This window comes from Cereibacter ovatus (assembly GCF_900207575.1).
In the GTDB taxonomy this organism is placed as follows: Bacteria; Pseudomonadota; Alphaproteobacteria; order Rhodobacterales; family Rhodobacteraceae; genus Cereibacter_A; species Cereibacter_A ovatus.
Window position 1 is genome coordinate 37,450 of sequence record NZ_OAOQ01000007.1, and the last position, 14,987, is coordinate 52,436.

Genomic DNA, 14,987 nt, shown 5'->3' on the forward strand with positions numbered 1-14,987 from the left:
CATCACACGCGCCGCCCTGCCCCGGCCAGCCACAGCACATCCAGATGCCGCGCGAAATCCGGCTTTGCCATCAACTGCTTGCAGCGGGCAAACCGGCCATCCGCATAGGCACGGAAATCATCGGCGGGATTTCCGTTCGCAAGCTGGATCAACCCCCACAGGGTCCAAAGCAGATCGCACATCGCCTTGTAGATCACCATGCGCGCACGATCCGCGGCCGGAGCCTCGGAATTGAAATAGGCTTTCAGCAGCACCTCGTCCTGTGCCGGGTCGAAATCGGCCTCGACCGACAGATCGCCCAGATCCCACATCGGGTCGTTCATGCCGGAATATTCCCAGTCGACGATCCACATCCGCTGCCCGGTATCCAGAAAGTTCTCGCACAGCGGATCGCAATGGCAGGCAACCGGGGCGACCGGCGCGGCCTGAAGCGCGGCGCGGACGGCCTCAGCCTCGGCCACCACATCGTGATAGCCGGGGGGCAGCGCCACATCCCGCGTGGACAGCAGCCGCAGGTAATCATCGATCATCGCGAACAGCTCGAACCGGAACGGAAACTGCGCGCCCGAGTCGTGAAGCCTGCGAAACGCCTGCCCCGCCCGCGCGACGGCCCCCGGACGCGACCGGAAGCCGTCCGGCGACATGGTGACGGCCCCCGGAACATATTCGGTGACCATCAGACCGCTGGCCGGATCGACGTAAAGCAGCGCCGGGCTGACACCGGCCTTCGCCGCAAGCTCGGCCGCTACGGCTTCGTTGCCGCGGTCGATGTAATCCGCGGTGCCCTCGCCCGGCACGCGCAGGATGTGGGCCCCCAGCCGGTAGACGCGGTTGGTCAGGCCGCCCAGACGCTCGGCCGGGCCGTCATGACCAGCAAGCAGCGGGATGCGGGCGGCGATGGCGCGAAGGTCGTCGGTCATGTGTCATCCTGCTTTGGAAACGGTTTACGCAACGCGGCAGACCGCTATGTTCATGCCCGGTGGGGCGTGGCGCAAGGAGAGTGCGATGGCACAGCATGAGGGGCATCTGGGTGCGGTCTACGGGGCGGAAGGCCCGCAAGAGGTCGCGGCCCTTTACGATCGATGGGCCGACACCTACGAGACCGAGATGGCCCGGGCCGGCTACCGTCACCCGGCGATCGGCGTGGCGCTTTTGGCGCGGCATCTGCCGCGCGGGGCACGGCCGCTGCTGGATGCCGGGGCCGGCACCGGCCTGCTGGGCGAATGGCTGGACATCATGGGCTATCCCGAGGTCGAGGCGCTGGACATCTCGGCCGGGATGCTTGAGATGGCCCGCGCCAAGGGGGTCTATTCCCGGCTGCACAACCTGCCTCTGGGCGGCGAGTTGCCCTTTGCCGATGGTGCCTATGCCGGGGTGATCTCGACCGGGGTGTTCACCACCGGCCATGTCGGCGCCGAGGCGCTGCCGGCGCTGATCCGGATCTGTCGGCCGGGGGGCGTCATCGTGCTGACGGTGAAGGAATCGCTGTGGCAGGGCGGGTTCGGCGTCGCGGTCGAGGCGCTGGTGGCCGAGGGCGGCGCCAGCCTTGCCGAAATGACCGCGCCCTATGTCTCGATGCCGGGTGAGCCGGGAACCACCCCAAGCCGCGCCGTGGTGCTGCGCCTTAAGCCCTGATGCGCGCATTATCAGGATCGAAAAACGGTTTCGTGGAAAGCGTCGCGGGCAGGATGTCACCCGCCACCACCAGTTCGTAACGCCCTGTGGTCAGGAAATCATTGGTGACACCTTCGGCGCAACGGACATAGCCATAACCCAGCGGCGCCCCGACGGTATGGCCGAACCCGCCCGAGGTCAGATAGCCGACCGGCGTGCCGTTGCGCAGGATGGTCTCTCGTCCCAGAAGGACGGCTTCGGGATCGTCCACCCGGAAACCGACGAAAAGTTTTTTCTGCGGTAGGCCGGCCTGCGCCGCCAACGCCTCGCGGCCACGGAAGGAAATGGTGCCGCCCAGTTTCACCGCCCAGCCAAGGCGGGCCTCGAACGGGGTGTCGTTCGGCGTGATATCCGCCGACCACGCGCGATAGCCTTTTTCAAGCCGCAGGCTTTCCAGCGCCCGATAGCCCGCGGGACCCAGGCCAGGCCGGTCCATCAGTGCGTCATGGACCGCAGGCAAACCCGGCATGGGGACATGCAACTCCCATCCCAGTTCGCCGACATAGGTCATGCGCAGCGCCCGCACGCGCTGCCCGGCGATGGTCAGCACCCGCACATGCCCGAACGGAAAGGCCGCATCCGAGACATCCTCGGCCGCCACCGCCGACAGGATGTCGCGGGCGCGCGGCCCCATCAGCGACAGCGTGCCCCAGCACTCGGTCACATCCTCGAACGTCCAGCCATCGGTCCGGGCATCCAGGAAAAGCCCGGCATCATGGGTGCGAAAGCCGGTGCCGGTGACAATGTAGAAATGATCCTCGGCCAGCCGCGCCACCGTCAGGTCGGCCTCGATCCCGCCACGAGAGTTCAGCAGCTGGGTATAGGTGATCCGGCCCGGCGGCTTGCCGACATCGTTGGCGCACAGCCAATCCAGTGCGGCCTGCGCCCCGGGGCCGCGGATCTCGAACTTGGCGAAGGAACTTTGATCGAACAGCCCCGCGCTGGTGCGGACCTGAGCATGTTCGGCAGCCACCGGCCCGAACCAGTTCGGCCGCCCCATCGACGGCAGATCGTGCGGCGCGACACCTTCGGGGGCGAACCAGTTTGGCCGTTCCCACCCGAGTTTCGAGCCGAACACCGCCCGCTGCGCCGCCAGCCGATCATACAGCGGCGAGACAAGCCGCGGCCGGCCGCTTTCATATTCCTCGTGCGGCCAGGCGATGCTGTAATGCTTGCCATAGGCCTCCAGCGTCCGGTCCTTCACCCAGTCGCGATCCCGATGCAGGTCGGAAAAGCGCCGGATATCGACCGCCCACAGATCCAGCGGCGCCTCGCCCGTCATCGCCCATTCCGCCAGAACCCACCCCGCCCCACCGCCAGAGGCGATGCCAAAGGCGTTGAAGCCCGCACCCACGAACATGTTGGCGCATTCATTCGCGCGGCCAAGGATGAAGTTGCCGTCGGGGGTGAAACTTTCCGGGCCGTTGATCATCTGTTTCACGCCGGCCTCGGCCAGCGCGGGCACGCGGGCGACCGCCTGTTCGACATGCTGGGCGAAATGGTCATAGTCGTCGTCGAACAGCTTGAACTCCCAATCCGGCACGTCGCCCGTGACCCAAGGCTGGGGGTTCGGCTCGTAGCCGCCCATGACAAGGCCGCCGACCTCTTCTTTGAAATAGGTGCGCCGGTCGGGGTCGCGCAGTGTGGGCGCGTCGGCGGCAAGGCCCGCAATCCGTTCGGTCACGATATACTGATGCTTTACCGGCTGAAGCGGCACAGAGATGCCGGCCATCGCCCCCACCTGCCGCGCCCACTGACCGGCGCAGTTCAGCACCGTTTCGCAACCGATCCGGCCGGCCGTGGTCTCGACCGCCACGATCCTGTTGCCCTGCATCTGCAAGCCCGTGACCTTGACGCCTTCGAAAAACCGCGCGCCATGCATCCGCGCGCCCTTGGCAAGGCTTTGGGTGATGTCCGAGGGGCTGGCCTGCCCGTCGGTCGGCAACCACGAGGCGCCGACCAGATCGCCCACGTCCATCAGCGGCCACATCCGCTTGACCTCGGCCGGCGAGATCAGGTGCATCTCCATCCCGAAGCTGCGGGCGGTGGTGGCAAGGCGGCGGTATTCCAGCCAGCGGTCGGCATTGGTCGCAAGCCGCAGGCAGCCGGTCATCTTCCAGCCGGTGGCAAGCCCGGTCTCGGCATCCAGCCGCTTGTAAAGATCGACGGAATATTTCAGCACCCGCGTGATCGACGCGGACGAGCGCAACTGCCCCACCAGCCCCGCCGCATGCCATGTCGATCCAGAGGTCAGCCGCCCCTGTTCCAGCACCACCACCTCGGCCTTGTGGTCACGCGCAAGGTGATACGCGGTCGAGCAGCCGATGATGCCGCCCCCGATGACGACGATCTGGGCGTGGCTGGGCAGGCTCATGGCAGGGATACCCCGTGTCTGTCGGTGAAGGCGGCGCAGGCGTCGCGCAAGGCGGAAAGGTTTTCCAGTGCATAGGCGCCATAATCGACGCCCGGTGCGGCAAGGTGAAGTTCAGAGACCATCGCCCACATCGCCTCGCGCAGCAGCGAGGCGCATTGCATGGCATCGAACGCCCGCATCAGCGCGGGCGCAGGCTCGGCCCCGAAATAGGTGCAAAGCAGCGCCCGCGCCTGCGGGGCATCCATGCCCGCATTCGACGCCACCCCCGCCAGATCGAACAGCGCGGTCGAAAAGCCGGCATATTCATAATCGATCAGCCACAGCCTTGTGCCGTCATCCAGAAAATTCGCAGGCAACAGGTCGTTGTGGGCAAAGACGATCGGCAGCGGCACCTGTGCGGCCTCAAGCGCGGCGCCAAGGGCCAGAAAGGCGGCGTTGCGGACGGCAAAGCGGCTGCCGCCTTCGGTCAGCGTGCGGGCGTAATCGCGGATGACATGAAACACCCAGAACAGACTGGCCTCGCCCGAGACAAACAGCGGCATCCGGTGGTGAAAGTCATGCAGCAGCCGTGCGACCCGTTCCGGGCTGGCCGCGACCTCGGCCCGGGTCCAGGTCTGCGAGGTGATGAATTCGGTGACCATCACCCCCGGCTCGGCGTGGCGAACGGCGGGGGCAAACCCCGCCTGATGCGCGGCGCGGGTGGTCATCAGTTCGCGGGCACGGCTGACATGGTGACAGGGGTAATCGGCGCCCAGCCGCACCACATGGCGGCCCGCGGCATCGGTGACCTTCCAGATCTCGTTCGACAGCCCGCCCGACAGTGGCTCGGCCCGCGGTTCGCCCTGCCAGCAGGGCAGCGACAGGATGCGTTCAGGGATCATGGCAAAAGCCCCAGCCGCGCCCGCGCCCGCGCGGCGCCGGCCTGTATCAGCCGATCCGCGATGATGGCGATGAAGGCCACGCACAGCCCCGCGACAAGGCCGCGCCCGGCATCAGCCTTGGTCAGCGCGACATAGACCTCTTGGCCCAGATCGCGGGTGCCGACCAGCGCGGTGATGACCAGCATCGACAGGGCGAACATGATGGTCTGGTTCAGGCCCAGCAGGATCTCGGGCAGGGCCATCCGCAGCTTGATCCGGGTCAGGATCTGCCAGCGCGTGCACCCCATGGCGCGGCCGGCCTCGATCAGCCGCGGATCCACCCCCCGCAGGCCCAGCGCGGTATAGCGGATCGCGGGGGCCACGGCGAAGGCCACGATGGCCAGCATCGCCGTGAAATCGCCCACCCGGAACAGCATCACCGCGGGCATCAGATAGACAAAGCTGGGCAGCGTCTGCGCCGTGTCGATCATCAGCCGGACCACCTGCCACAGCCCGTCCCGCTCGGCCGCAAGGATGCCGATGGGCAGGCCGATCAGCATCGCCACCGCAACCGACAGCCCGCAGAGATAGACGGTGATCATCGCCTGTTCCCACAACCCGGTGGCGGCGATCAGCACCGCAAGCCCCCCCGCCAGCGTGGCCAGCCGCCAGCCGCCAAGGCGCCAGCCCGCCAGCGCCAGAAGCCCCGCCACCCCCAGCCACGGCAGGCCCAGCAGAAAGCGTTTGACCGGCACCAGAACGCCCAGAAGGGCGGCATCCTTCACCGCCTCAAGGCTGTCGTGAAAGGTGACATTGATCCAGCGCATCACATCCGACCAGAACGGCCCGGTCGACAGCCGCCAGCCGTCGGGATAGTCGCGCAACGCCGGCAGCATCAGCGCGGCCAGCGTCACGCCTGCCAGCAGCCAAAGCCCCGGCCCAAGGCGTCCGCCGCCACGGCCCGCGGCGAATGCCTGCGACAGGCGGTCCATCGCCACCGCCAGCACCACGATGGCCAGCCCCGCTTCCAGCCCGGCGCCGAAGTCCAGCCGCCGCAGCGCGCCCAGAACTTCAAAGCCCAGCCCCCCGGCGCCGATCATCGAGGCGATGATGACCATGTTCAGCGACAGCATGATGACCTGATTGACCCCCACCATCAGCCCGTCGCGCGCCGAAGGCACCATCACCCGCCACGTCATCTGCCGCCGCGTGCAGCCGATCATCCGGCCAAGGTCGTGGGTTTCCGCCGGCATCCGCGCCAGTGCAAGCGTGGTCACGCGCGCCATCGGCGGCAGGGCATAGATCACCGTGGCCACCACCGCAGCGGTCGGGCCAAAGCCGAACAGGATCAGGATCGGCACCAGATAGGCAAAGACCGGGATGGTCTGCATCAGGTCCAGCACCGGCACCAGCGCCCGGTCAAGCCACCGCCAGCGCCATGCCGCAACGCCCAGCAGCAGCCCGCCCGCAACGCCCAAGGGCACCGCGATCAGCACCGAGGCCAGCGTCACCATCGCCGCATCCCACTGGCCGAACAGCGCGACGAAACCGAAGCAGGCGGCGACAAGTGCGGCCAGCCCTGCCCCGCCCGCGCGCCAGCCAAGCAGCGCCGCCGCCCCCACCACCGTCACCCATGGCAGCGCCGGCACCGCAAGGCCCGCAGCCTGACCGCCCTCGGACAGAAGCGCCAGAACCAGCCGGTAGGGAAACTCGACCGCGGCGGCGATGGCGCGGGTCGCCTCGCGGAAGGTGAAAAGGCCAAGATCAGCGTGATTCATCAACCACTTGACCGCATCCGAGATCGGCCGCCGCACCGGCAGCACCGCCTTGCGCGGCCAGTCGAAGGCCCATGGCGCCAGATCGCGCCCCCAAAGCGCAAAGGCGGCAAACAGCGCCAGCGCCCCCGCCCACAGGCCGGGGCCCTGCCAGTGCCGCAAGCGCAGGGGGGACAGCGCCGCCATCTCAGCCCGCCAGCATCAGTTCGATCACCGCCTGCCGGTGCAGGTGGCCGGAAATCCGGCCCTCGGCATCGGTCACCGCCACCGCCTCTGCGCCGGCGGCAAACAGCGGGGCGGCCTCGGCCACGGTGCTGCGCGCGGGGATGCACGGCCCGTCGCGACCCGCCCCCGCTTCGGCGGCATGCCCCGCGACCGGCGCCATGACCGATCCCGCCCGCACCACCTTGGCGCGTGGCACCGCGCGGGTGAACTCGCGGACATAATCGGTGGCGGGGGACAGCACAATCTGTTCGGGCGTGCCGACCTGCACCACCGCGCCGTCCTTCATGATGGCGATGCGGTCGGCCAGCCGGATCGCTTCATCGAAATCATGGGTGATGAAGACGATGGTCTTTTTCAGCACCGATTGCAGGCGCAGGAATTCGTCCTGCATCTCGCGCCGGATCAGCGGATCAAGCGCCGAGAACGGTTCGTCCAGAAACCAAAGCTCGGGGTCGGCGGCAAGCGAGCGGGCAATGCCCACCCGCTGCTGCTGGCCACCGGACAACTGACGCGGCAGCGCCTGTTCGCGCCCAGCAAGGCCCACCAGCGCGATCATCCGGCGCGCGGTCGCTTCGCGCTGGTCGCGCGGCTGGCCCTGCACCTCCAGCGGGAAGGCCACGTTCTGCACCACCGTCATGTGCGGCAACAGCGCGAAATGCTGAAACACCATGCCCATGGTGTGCCGGCGCAGGCGGATCATCTCGGATTCCGATGCGGCCAGCAGGTTCTGGCCGTGAAAGATGATCTCGCCCGCCGTGGGTTCGACCAGCCGCGACAGGCACCGCACCAGCGTCGACTTGCCAGAGCCGGAAAGCCCCATGATGACGAAGATCTCGCCCTCGCCAATCTCAAGATCGACCGCGCGGACCGCAGGCACCAGCCCCAGCGCCGCCAGCCTCTCGGCCGAGACGCCATGCCCCAGCCGATCCAGCGCCGCCGCCCCGTGCGGCCCGAAGATCTTCCAGACGTTGCGGCAGACAAGCTTTGGTTCGGGCTTGGGTCGGGGCAAGGAAACCTCGCATGCGCAGGCCCGGCGCCCGGGGTGGCGGGCGCGGGGGGACGATGGGGGCTGCTACTGGCCGATCCAGCCCTGCCAGCGGCTTTCGTTTGCGGCCATCCAGTCCGCGACCACCTGCTCGACGCTTTGGCCGTCCAGATCGACCTTGCCGATCAGGGCGCCCATCTCGACGCTGTCGATGCTGAAGGCGCCGATGATGCCGTGGGCCTTGGGCCATTTCTCTTTCACGCCGGACCATGCGACCTTCCAGATGTCGCCATGGGGCTTGCCGCAATCGTAGCCAAGGTCGGGATTTTCGCCCCAGCCCGGATCGGCGTAACACGCGGCGGTGTATTCGGGAAATTCGACCCATGCGCCGTCGTATTTGGCCGGCGCCCAGTGCGGCGCATAGATCCACAGCAGGATCGGCGCCTTGCGCTGATAGGCGCTTTCCAGTTCGGCAAACAGCGCCGCATCGGTGCCGGCGTGAACGACCTCGAACGGCAGGTCCAGCGCCTCGACCCGTTCCTCGTCAAAGCCGCCCCATGTCACCGGCCCGCCCAGATAGCGGCCCTTGGGCGAGGTTTCGGCGGTGGCGAAAGCCTCGGCGCAGGCGGGTTCGCGCAGGGCTTTCCAGTCGGGCAGGCCCGGGCAGGCCTCCAGCATATAAGAGGGATACCACCATTCCTCTTTGGCCATCATCCCGGTCGGGCCGATCACCTCGACAGTGCCAGTCGCCACCGCCGCATCCATCGCCTCGCGGCCGGTGGTTTCCCAGATCTCCATCGCGACATGCAGATCGCCGGTTTCCAGCCCGGCGAACTGCGCCAGATAGTCGGCCTGCACATAATCCACCGCGATGCCGGCCTTTTCCAGAACCGCGCCCATCAGTTGCGTGGTGATAAGCTGGCCGGTCCAGTCGTGCAGCGTCAGCTTGATCGGGTCGGATGCATCCTGTGCCGCGGCCGGCAGGCCGCTGACAAGGGCCGCGGCGGCGGCGGCCGTCAGTGTCGATCGTAGGCGGGCAGTCATGGCGAGTCCCCCTGTCGTTTCGGCTGTGGGGTCAGTGAACGGCACAGCCAAGCCACGAGTCAATTGCTTCGTGTGGCTGTTTGTGTCTTTGCTGATCGTATCTGACCGATCCGGTCCGGATCTGACCTGACAAAGGCATTGCAGATGATTTCCAAGCGCCATGCCGACATCCTGAAGATTCTTGACAGCAGCGGCACCGTCACGGTGGCCGAGCTTGCAAACCTGCTGGGCGTCTCGACCGAGACGGTGCGCCGCGACCTGCGCCCGCTGGTCGAAGACGGCGCCGTCCACCGGATGCATGGCGCCGTCAGCCTGACCGGCCCCACCGCCGAGGCGCCCTTTCGCCGCCGGATGCGCGAGAATGCGCCCGCCAAACAGGCGATCGCGGCGCGGGTGGCGGCAACGATCCTCGACGGTCAGACGGTGATGCTGGATACCGGCACGACCACCAGTTTCATCGCCCGGGCGCTGACCGGCCACCGCAGATTGCGGGTGGTGACGAATTCGATGGACGTGGCGCGGACGCTGGCGGTGACAGGCGGGAACCGGGTGTTCCTGACCGCGGGCGAGGTGCGGCCAGACTCGGGCGCGGCGCTGGGACCGGCGGCGGTGGCGCATGTGCTTCAGTTCCGGGCCGATGTGGCGGTGATCTCGGCCGGGGGCGTCGATGCGCTGGCCGTCACCGACTATGACCCCGACGAGGCCGAGTTCGCCCGCGCCCTGCTGACCTGCGCCCCGCGCCGGGTAGTGGCGACCGATGCGACCAAATTCGGGCGGCGCGGGCTGGTCGCCGTGGTGGGGTTTGACGGCATGGACGAGCTGGTGACGGATGCCGCCCCCCCCGCCGTGATCGCCAGCGCGATGGCGGCAGGGGGGGCGCGGCTGGTTCTGGCGGGCTGACGCCCTAGCCGGCCGCCGCCGTGGCCGGTGCGCGGCGCCCGCCGAAGGCGATGATCGCCCCGGCCAGTGCGATCAGCCCCATGCCGCCGGCCGCCGCGGGCGTCAGCGTCTCGGACCACAAGATCCAGCCCCACAGCGCCGAGGCCGGCAGGATGACATATTCGAACACCGACACCCGCGTGGCGGTGGCGACCTGATAGGCGCGGATCATCATCCCCACCGCGAGCAGCGATCCCGCCGCCTGCACAAAGGTCCAGAACAGAAAGGCCTGCGACGGCCAGACAAAGCCGCGCATCACGAAGCCGTCCGCCCCCGCGGGCACCGGCAGCGGCATCAGCGCCAGCACCGCCATGCCCAAAGCCCCCAGCAACCCCAGCGCGGTGAAGAACCCGCCCAGCAGCGTGGCGGCACTTTCCTGCGGGCACCAGCGGCGGGTGGCGATATTGCCCATGCCGTAAAGCAGCCCCGCCAGCACCGGCACCGCCGCCGCGACCGAGGCCCCCGCCATCGCCTCGGGGCCCAGCACCAGCACGACGCCGGCAAAGCCCACCGCCACCGCCAGCACCCGCAAGGGCCCGATCCCCTCGCCATAGACAAAGCGCGAAATCAGCAGCACGAAAATCGGCGCCGTGAACAGCCCCGCCGCCACCTGCGCCACCGGCAGAAACGCCAGCGCGCCGAAATAGATCAGCATCGACGTGCCATGAATGGCCGAGCGCGCCACAACCGCGCGCAAGTTCACCGGCCTCAGCCGCAGCCCCAGCGCCAGCCCCGCCACCGCCAGCAACACCAAGGCCATCACCGAACGGGTGGCATGGAACTGCCACAGCCCGCCCTCGGCCGCGATCACGCGCACATAGTTGTCGGTAAAGCCGATCACGACGGCATAGATGATGATGAAACCGGCAGCAGCCAGCGTCCTGTCCTGCGGATTCATCCGCGTCCCTCCTCGTTCGGCCCTTTCCTTCATGCCGATCCCGCGCCAGACTGCGCGCCGGAAAACGACATATCCGGAACAACGAGGGGAGGCGTTGCAATGGGTTGGCTTGCCGACGAACGCGGCTTGGAAAAATGCGCGGCGAACTTTGCCGCCCTTACGCCGCTGTCACATCTGAAACGCGCGGCCGAGGTGTTCACCGACCGCATCGCGCTGGTCCATGGCGCGACCCGGCTGACCTATGGCGAATATCACGCGCGGGTCAGCCGGCTGGCCTCGGCGCTGGCGGGGATGGGCATCCAGCCCGGCGACGTGGTGGCGACGATCCTGCCCAACATCGCCCAGCAGGCCGAAGCGCATTGGGGCGTGCCGGCCGCGGGCGCGATCCTGAACACGATCAACATCCGCCTCGATGTCGAGACGGTGGCCTATATCTTCGACCATGGTGGCGCCAAGCTGGTGCTGTGCGACACCGCCTTCCTGCCACTGGCCCGCGCCGCCTGCGAAAAGATGGAGGGCAAGCCCCCCACCATCATCGAGGTCTGCGACCGCGAAGCCGGCCACTCGGCCACCGGCGAGTTTCTGGAATACGAGGATCTTCTGGCCAAGGGCAGCCCATGGGCGCCATGGGTCATGCCGGAAGACGAATGGGAAAGCCTTGCGCTGAACTATACCTCGGGCACGACGGGGCGGCCGAAGGGCGTGGTCTATCACCACCGCGGCGCCTATCTGGCGACCTATGGCAATGCCATCGCGTGGCGGATGCAGCTTTACCCGGTCTATCTGACCATCGTGCCGCTGTTTCACTGCAACGGCTGGTGTCACACCTGGATGGTGCCAATGCTGGGCGGCACCGTGGTCTGCTGCCGCGACGTGACCGCCAAGGCGATCTACGCCGCCATTGCGGACGAAGGCGTGACCCATTTCGGCGGCGCCCCCATCGTGCTGAACGCCATCATCAACGCAGGCGCCGAAGACCGTCGCGACTTTGGCCATGTGGTCGAGGTGTTCACCGCCGGCGCCCCCCCGCCCGCGGCAACACTGGCCGCAATCGAGCCGCTGGGCTTCAATGTCACGCAGGTCTATGGCCTGACCGAAGTCTACGGCCCGGCGACGGAATGCATCTGGAAACCGGAATGGGATGCCACGACAGGCGACGAGCGCGCGGCGCTGAAGGCGCGCACCGGCGTCGGCATGGCCACGCTGGAAGGCGCCGAGGTGCATGACACCCACGGCCAGCCGATCCCGCGCGACACCGTTCATCTGGGCGAAATCGCGATGCGCGGCAACATGGTGATGAAGGGTTATTACAAGAACCCCGAAGCCACCGCCGAAGCCTTCAAGGACGGCTGGTTCCGCTCGGGCGACATCGCGTTCCAGCATCCTGACGGCTACATCAAGATCACCGACCGGGCCAAGGACATCATCATCTCGGGCGGCGAGAATGTCAGCTCGGTCGAGGTCGAGGGCGTGATCGCCCATCACCCCGCCGTCAGCCTCTGCGCCGTGGTGGCGCGCCCCGATGACCGCTGGGGCGAAGTGCCCTGCGCCTTTGTCGAACTGAAACGCGGCCGGCAGGCGACCGAGGCCGAGATCATCGCCTTCGTGCGCGAACGGCTGGCGGGCTTCAAGACGCCGAAACAGGTGATCTTCTGCGACCTGCCCAAGACCTCGACCGGCAAGATCCAGAAATTCGAACTGCGCGCCGTCGCGCGGCTGGCCCTGACCGAGGCAGAGGCCGGGACGGAAACCGCCCCGTGACCCGGCCAAGGCGCGACGGCGCGGCGGCGTCCGTCCGCGCCGCCGCCTTTCATGCGGGGCGGCGGGTGATTGTGGGCGCCGGCAAGGCGGGCTATCGTGCCGCGTAACAAGTCAGGGCCGAGGCCGAACCCGCGCATGACGGCGCTGAAGAAATACCAGAAACTGGAATGCACCGGCCTTTGGCGTCCCGCGCCCGAGGATCAGCGGCGCGAGGTTCTGGTGAATTTCGGCGAAGCCTCGTTGACCATGGCCGATCCGCGCACCGAACTGGCGTTGTCGCACTGGTCGCTGCCGGCGGTGGAACGGCTGAACCCCGGCGAGATGCCGGCGCTTTACGCCCCCGGGTCCGATGCCGCCGAAACGCTGGAAATCGAGGACCGCGACATGATCGCCGCGCTGGATACGGTGCGCGCGGCGCTGCGTTCGACCCGGCCGCGCCCGGGCCGGCTGCGCAATCCGGTGCTGGGCGGGCTGAGCGTGCTGGTTCTGCTGCTGGGGGTGTTCTGGATGCCGGGGGCGCTGGTCAGACACACCGCCTCGGTCGTGCCGCCCGCGACCCGCGCCGAGATCGGCGCCATCGCGCTTCAGGATCTGATGCGCCTGACCGGCAAGCCCTGCGCCGCGCCCCTTGGCCGGCGCGCCGCCGATCGGCTGTCGCTGCGGGTGTTCGGCTACGACGGCGTTCGGCTTCTGGTGGTGCGCGACGGGGTGCGCCAGCCGGTCCACCTGCCGGGCCATCAGATCGTGTTCGGTCGCACCATGGTCGAAAGCGCCGACGGACCCGAGGCGATCGCCGGCCATGCGCTGGCCGAACGCATGCGGGCGGAACAGCTGGACCCGTTGATCCCGCTGCTGCGCCATGCGGGGATCGCCGCCACCTTCCGGCTGCTGACAACCGGCGTTCTGCCTGCCGATGCGGTCGAGGACTATGGCCAGACGCTGTTGCAGACCCCGCCCACCGACCTGCCCGATGCCGAACTGATGCCCCGGTTCGAGGCCGCAGGCATCCCGGCAAGGCCCTATGCCTTCTCGGTCGATCCGACCGGAGAGTCCATGCTTGGCCTGATCGAAGCCGACGAGCTGCGCCGCGACAGCCCTCGCACAGTGCTGGCCGATGGCGACTGGATCAGCCTGCAAGGCATCTGCGCCGACTAGCCGCCCCATCAGGGCCGCATCGGCAGGGCAACGGTGGCCCCACAGGACCAACAGGCCAGCGTCGGGGCACCCCCCCGCACAGGCACGGTGACACGGCAACGTCTGGCCATCGGCGGGTCAGCCGGCACGGGCATCGGCCCCGGACATAAGAAAACGCCCCGCCGCCAAGGGGGCGGGGGGCGCCAAGGTTTGTTGCTGCCCGAGGTTCAGGTCGCCTTCTATGTCAGGATCGGATGAATGCGTCGGTATAGCCCGCGCTGCGGGCCGCGGTCAGCGCGGCGCGGATCGCCTGCGTATCGGCAAACGGCCCCGCCATCACCACATCAAGCTGCCCGCGCGACACCGCAGCCGGCAGGCCAAGCGATTGCAGCCGGTCCAGCGCACGCTCGGCATTGGCGGGCACCGAAAAGGCGCCGATCTGCACATAGCGCCGCGCCAGCGGAACGGCCGGGGCCACCGCCGGGCCGGACTTCGGCACGACCGCCGCCGCAAGCGCCGTGTCCAGAGGCGGCAAGACCGGCACCCGGGCGCCGTCCAGCCCATGCCCCGGCCGGGTGCAAAGCACAGTCGAGCCGCCATCCATCAACGCCACCCGCCGCGCCTGCGGCGCCGAGACCGGGCAGCCGACCTTGGCCGGCAGATCCGCCGGCGCCACCACCTCGCCCGGTGCAATGGTCAGACGGCGGAAGGCCTGAAGCTCGGCCGCGCCATGGGCATGGATCACCACCGGCAGGCGCGGCGCCTTTGGCCGCAGGGCAACCCGATGCGGCTTGGCCTTGCGCGGCGGGCGGGCGGTGGTATCGGCCCGCTTTGACGCGGCCTGAGCTGCGGCCGGGGGCGCGGCAGCCGGAACGGCCGGGCTGGCTGCGGGGGCAGCACCCGCCATCAGCGGATCCGTCGCGGCGGCGACGTCCGGCGTGGCCGCGGGCTTGTCCTGCGCAAGCGGCGCGGGTGCGGGGGGCACGATCACCGCAGGGGCCGCGGGTGCGGCCACCTCTTCGACCGCGATGGGCTTGCCCGGTTCGACCAGCCCGGCGATGCTGGGCGGATAGCCGCACAGCGGCTTGCGGTCCGGGGTCACGCGCGGCACCCATGTCACCGATCCGTCCATGCCCGCGCGCAAATAGACGCAGCCGCGGCTGTCGACATATTGCGCGCCGGGGAACCCTTCCGGGGGACGCTCGGCCGGGCCTGCGGGCATATCCTGCGCCGAGCCGATACCGGCCCCGACCACAAGCGCCCACATTGCGGTGGAGACGACCCTGAACAGCATGAACATACTCCGTGAGACGGGGCG

The 14,987-nt window shown here is 68.4% G+C and carries 12 protein-coding genes; 4 read left to right on the forward strand and 8 right to left on the reverse strand.

What is annotated here, in order from left to right:
- Positions 1-2 precede the first annotated feature (2 nt).
- Positions 3-920, reverse strand: a complete 918-nt coding sequence (locus CRO07_RS09535) for a choline/ethanolamine kinase family protein (RefSeq protein WP_097030466.1) — start codon at positions 918-920, stop codon at positions 3-5.
- 85 nt (positions 921-1,005) lie between these two features.
- On the opposite strand from CRO07_RS09535, the gene CRO07_RS09540 reads away from it, so the two are divergent.
- The gene (locus CRO07_RS09540) at positions 1,006-1,635 is read left to right on the forward strand and encodes a class I SAM-dependent DNA methyltransferase (protein ID WP_097030467.1); all 630 of its coding nucleotides are present in this window, start codon (positions 1,006-1,008) and stop codon (positions 1,633-1,635) included.
- On the opposite strand, the gene CRO07_RS09545 is transcribed toward CRO07_RS09540, so the two are convergent.
- The 5 genes from CRO07_RS09545 to CRO07_RS09565 form a co-directional block, all read right to left on the reverse strand.
- On the reverse strand, positions 1,625-4,048 hold the full coding sequence (locus tag CRO07_RS09545; protein ID WP_097030468.1) for a GcvT family protein: 2,424 nt from the start codon (positions 4,046-4,048) through the stop codon (positions 1,625-1,627). The genes CRO07_RS09540 and CRO07_RS09545 overlap by 11 nt on opposite strands.
- Positions 4,045-4,929: a phosphotransferase gene (locus CRO07_RS09550; RefSeq protein ID WP_097030469.1), complete on the reverse strand. Its 885-nt coding sequence runs from the start codon at positions 4,927-4,929 to the stop codon at positions 4,045-4,047. Before CRO07_RS09550 ends, CRO07_RS09545 begins: the two co-directional genes overlap by 4 nt.
- Entirely contained in the window at positions 4,926-6,869 is a 1,944-nt protein-coding gene (locus tag CRO07_RS09555) for an ABC transporter permease (protein WP_097030470.1), read from the reverse strand. The genes CRO07_RS09550 and CRO07_RS09555 overlap by 4 nt, the downstream gene beginning before the upstream one ends.
- 1 nt (position 6,870) lies before the next feature.
- Entirely contained in the window at positions 6,871-7,917 is a 1,047-nt protein-coding gene (locus CRO07_RS09560; protein WP_097030471.1) for a quaternary amine ABC transporter ATP-binding protein, read from the reverse strand.
- 63 nt (positions 7,918-7,980) lie between these two features.
- Entirely contained in the window at positions 7,981-8,937 is a 957-nt protein-coding gene (locus CRO07_RS09565) for an ABC transporter substrate-binding protein (protein WP_097030472.1), read from the reverse strand.
- 144 nt (positions 8,938-9,081) lie between these two features.
- On the opposite strand from CRO07_RS09565, the gene CRO07_RS09570 reads away from it, so the two are divergent.
- Entirely contained in the window at positions 9,082-9,837 is a 756-nt protein-coding gene (locus tag CRO07_RS09570; RefSeq protein WP_097030473.1) for a DeoR/GlpR family DNA-binding transcription regulator, read from the forward strand.
- A 4-nt stretch (positions 9,838-9,841) separates the two neighbouring features.
- Here CRO07_RS09570 and CRO07_RS09575 read toward each other — a convergent pair whose 3' ends face one another.
- The gene (locus CRO07_RS09575) at positions 9,842-10,774 is read right to left on the reverse strand and encodes a DMT family transporter (RefSeq protein WP_097030474.1); all 933 of its coding nucleotides are present in this window, start codon (positions 10,772-10,774) and stop codon (positions 9,842-9,844) included.
- Positions 10,775-10,873: 99 nt separating this feature from the next.
- On the opposite strand from CRO07_RS09575, the gene CRO07_RS09580 reads away from it, so the two are divergent.
- A complete protein-coding gene (locus tag CRO07_RS09580) occupies positions 10,874-12,535 on the forward strand; it encodes an acyl--CoA ligase family protein (protein ID WP_097030475.1) in 1,662 nt (553 codons plus the stop codon).
- Between the two features lie 135 nt (positions 12,536-12,670).
- The gene (locus tag CRO07_RS09585) at positions 12,671-13,690 is read left to right on the forward strand and encodes a hypothetical protein (RefSeq protein WP_097030476.1); all 1,020 of its coding nucleotides are present in this window, start codon (positions 12,671-12,673) and stop codon (positions 13,688-13,690) included.
- A gap of 223 nt (positions 13,691-13,913) precedes the next feature.
- Here CRO07_RS09585 and CRO07_RS09590 read toward each other — a convergent pair whose 3' ends face one another.
- A complete protein-coding gene (locus CRO07_RS09590; RefSeq protein WP_097030582.1) occupies positions 13,914-14,963 on the reverse strand; it encodes an SPOR domain-containing protein in 1,050 nt (349 codons plus the stop codon).
- Positions 14,964-14,987 lie beyond the last annotated feature (24 nt).

Coding starts and splice junctions, on each gene's coding strand:
- CRO07_RS09535 (WP_097030466.1), bottom strand. CDS start 920: ATGACCGACGACCTTCGCGCCATCGCCGCCCGCATCCCGCTGCTTGCT.
- CRO07_RS09540 (WP_097030467.1), top strand. CDS start 1,006: ATGGCACAGCATGAGGGGCATCTGGGTGCGGTCTACGGGGCGGAAGGC.
- CRO07_RS09545 (WP_097030468.1), bottom strand. CDS start 4,048: ATGAGCCTGCCCAGCCACGCCCAGATCGTCGTCATCGGGGGCGGCATC.
- CRO07_RS09550 (WP_097030469.1), bottom strand. CDS start 4,929: ATGATCCCTGAACGCATCCTGTCGCTGCCCTGCTGGCAGGGCGAACCG.
- CRO07_RS09555 (WP_097030470.1), bottom strand. CDS start 6,869: ATGGCGGCGCTGTCCCCCCTGCGCTTGCGGCACTGGCAGGGCCCCGGC.
- CRO07_RS09565 (WP_097030472.1), bottom strand. CDS start 8,937: ATGACTGCCCGCCTACGATCGACACTGACGGCCGCCGCCGCCGCGGCC.
- CRO07_RS09570 (WP_097030473.1), top strand. CDS start 9,082: ATGATTTCCAAGCGCCATGCCGACATCCTGAAGATTCTTGACAGCAGC.
- CRO07_RS09575 (WP_097030474.1), bottom strand. CDS start 10,774: ATGAATCCGCAGGACAGGACGCTGGCTGCTGCCGGTTTCATCATCATC.
- CRO07_RS09580 (WP_097030475.1), top strand. CDS start 10,874: ATGGGTTGGCTTGCCGACGAACGCGGCTTGGAAAAATGCGCGGCGAAC.
- CRO07_RS09585 (WP_097030476.1), top strand. CDS start 12,671: ATGACGGCGCTGAAGAAATACCAGAAACTGGAATGCACCGGCCTTTGG.
- CRO07_RS09590 (WP_097030582.1), bottom strand. CDS start 14,963: ATGCTGTTCAGGGTCGTCTCCACCGCAATGTGGGCGCTTGTGGTCGGG.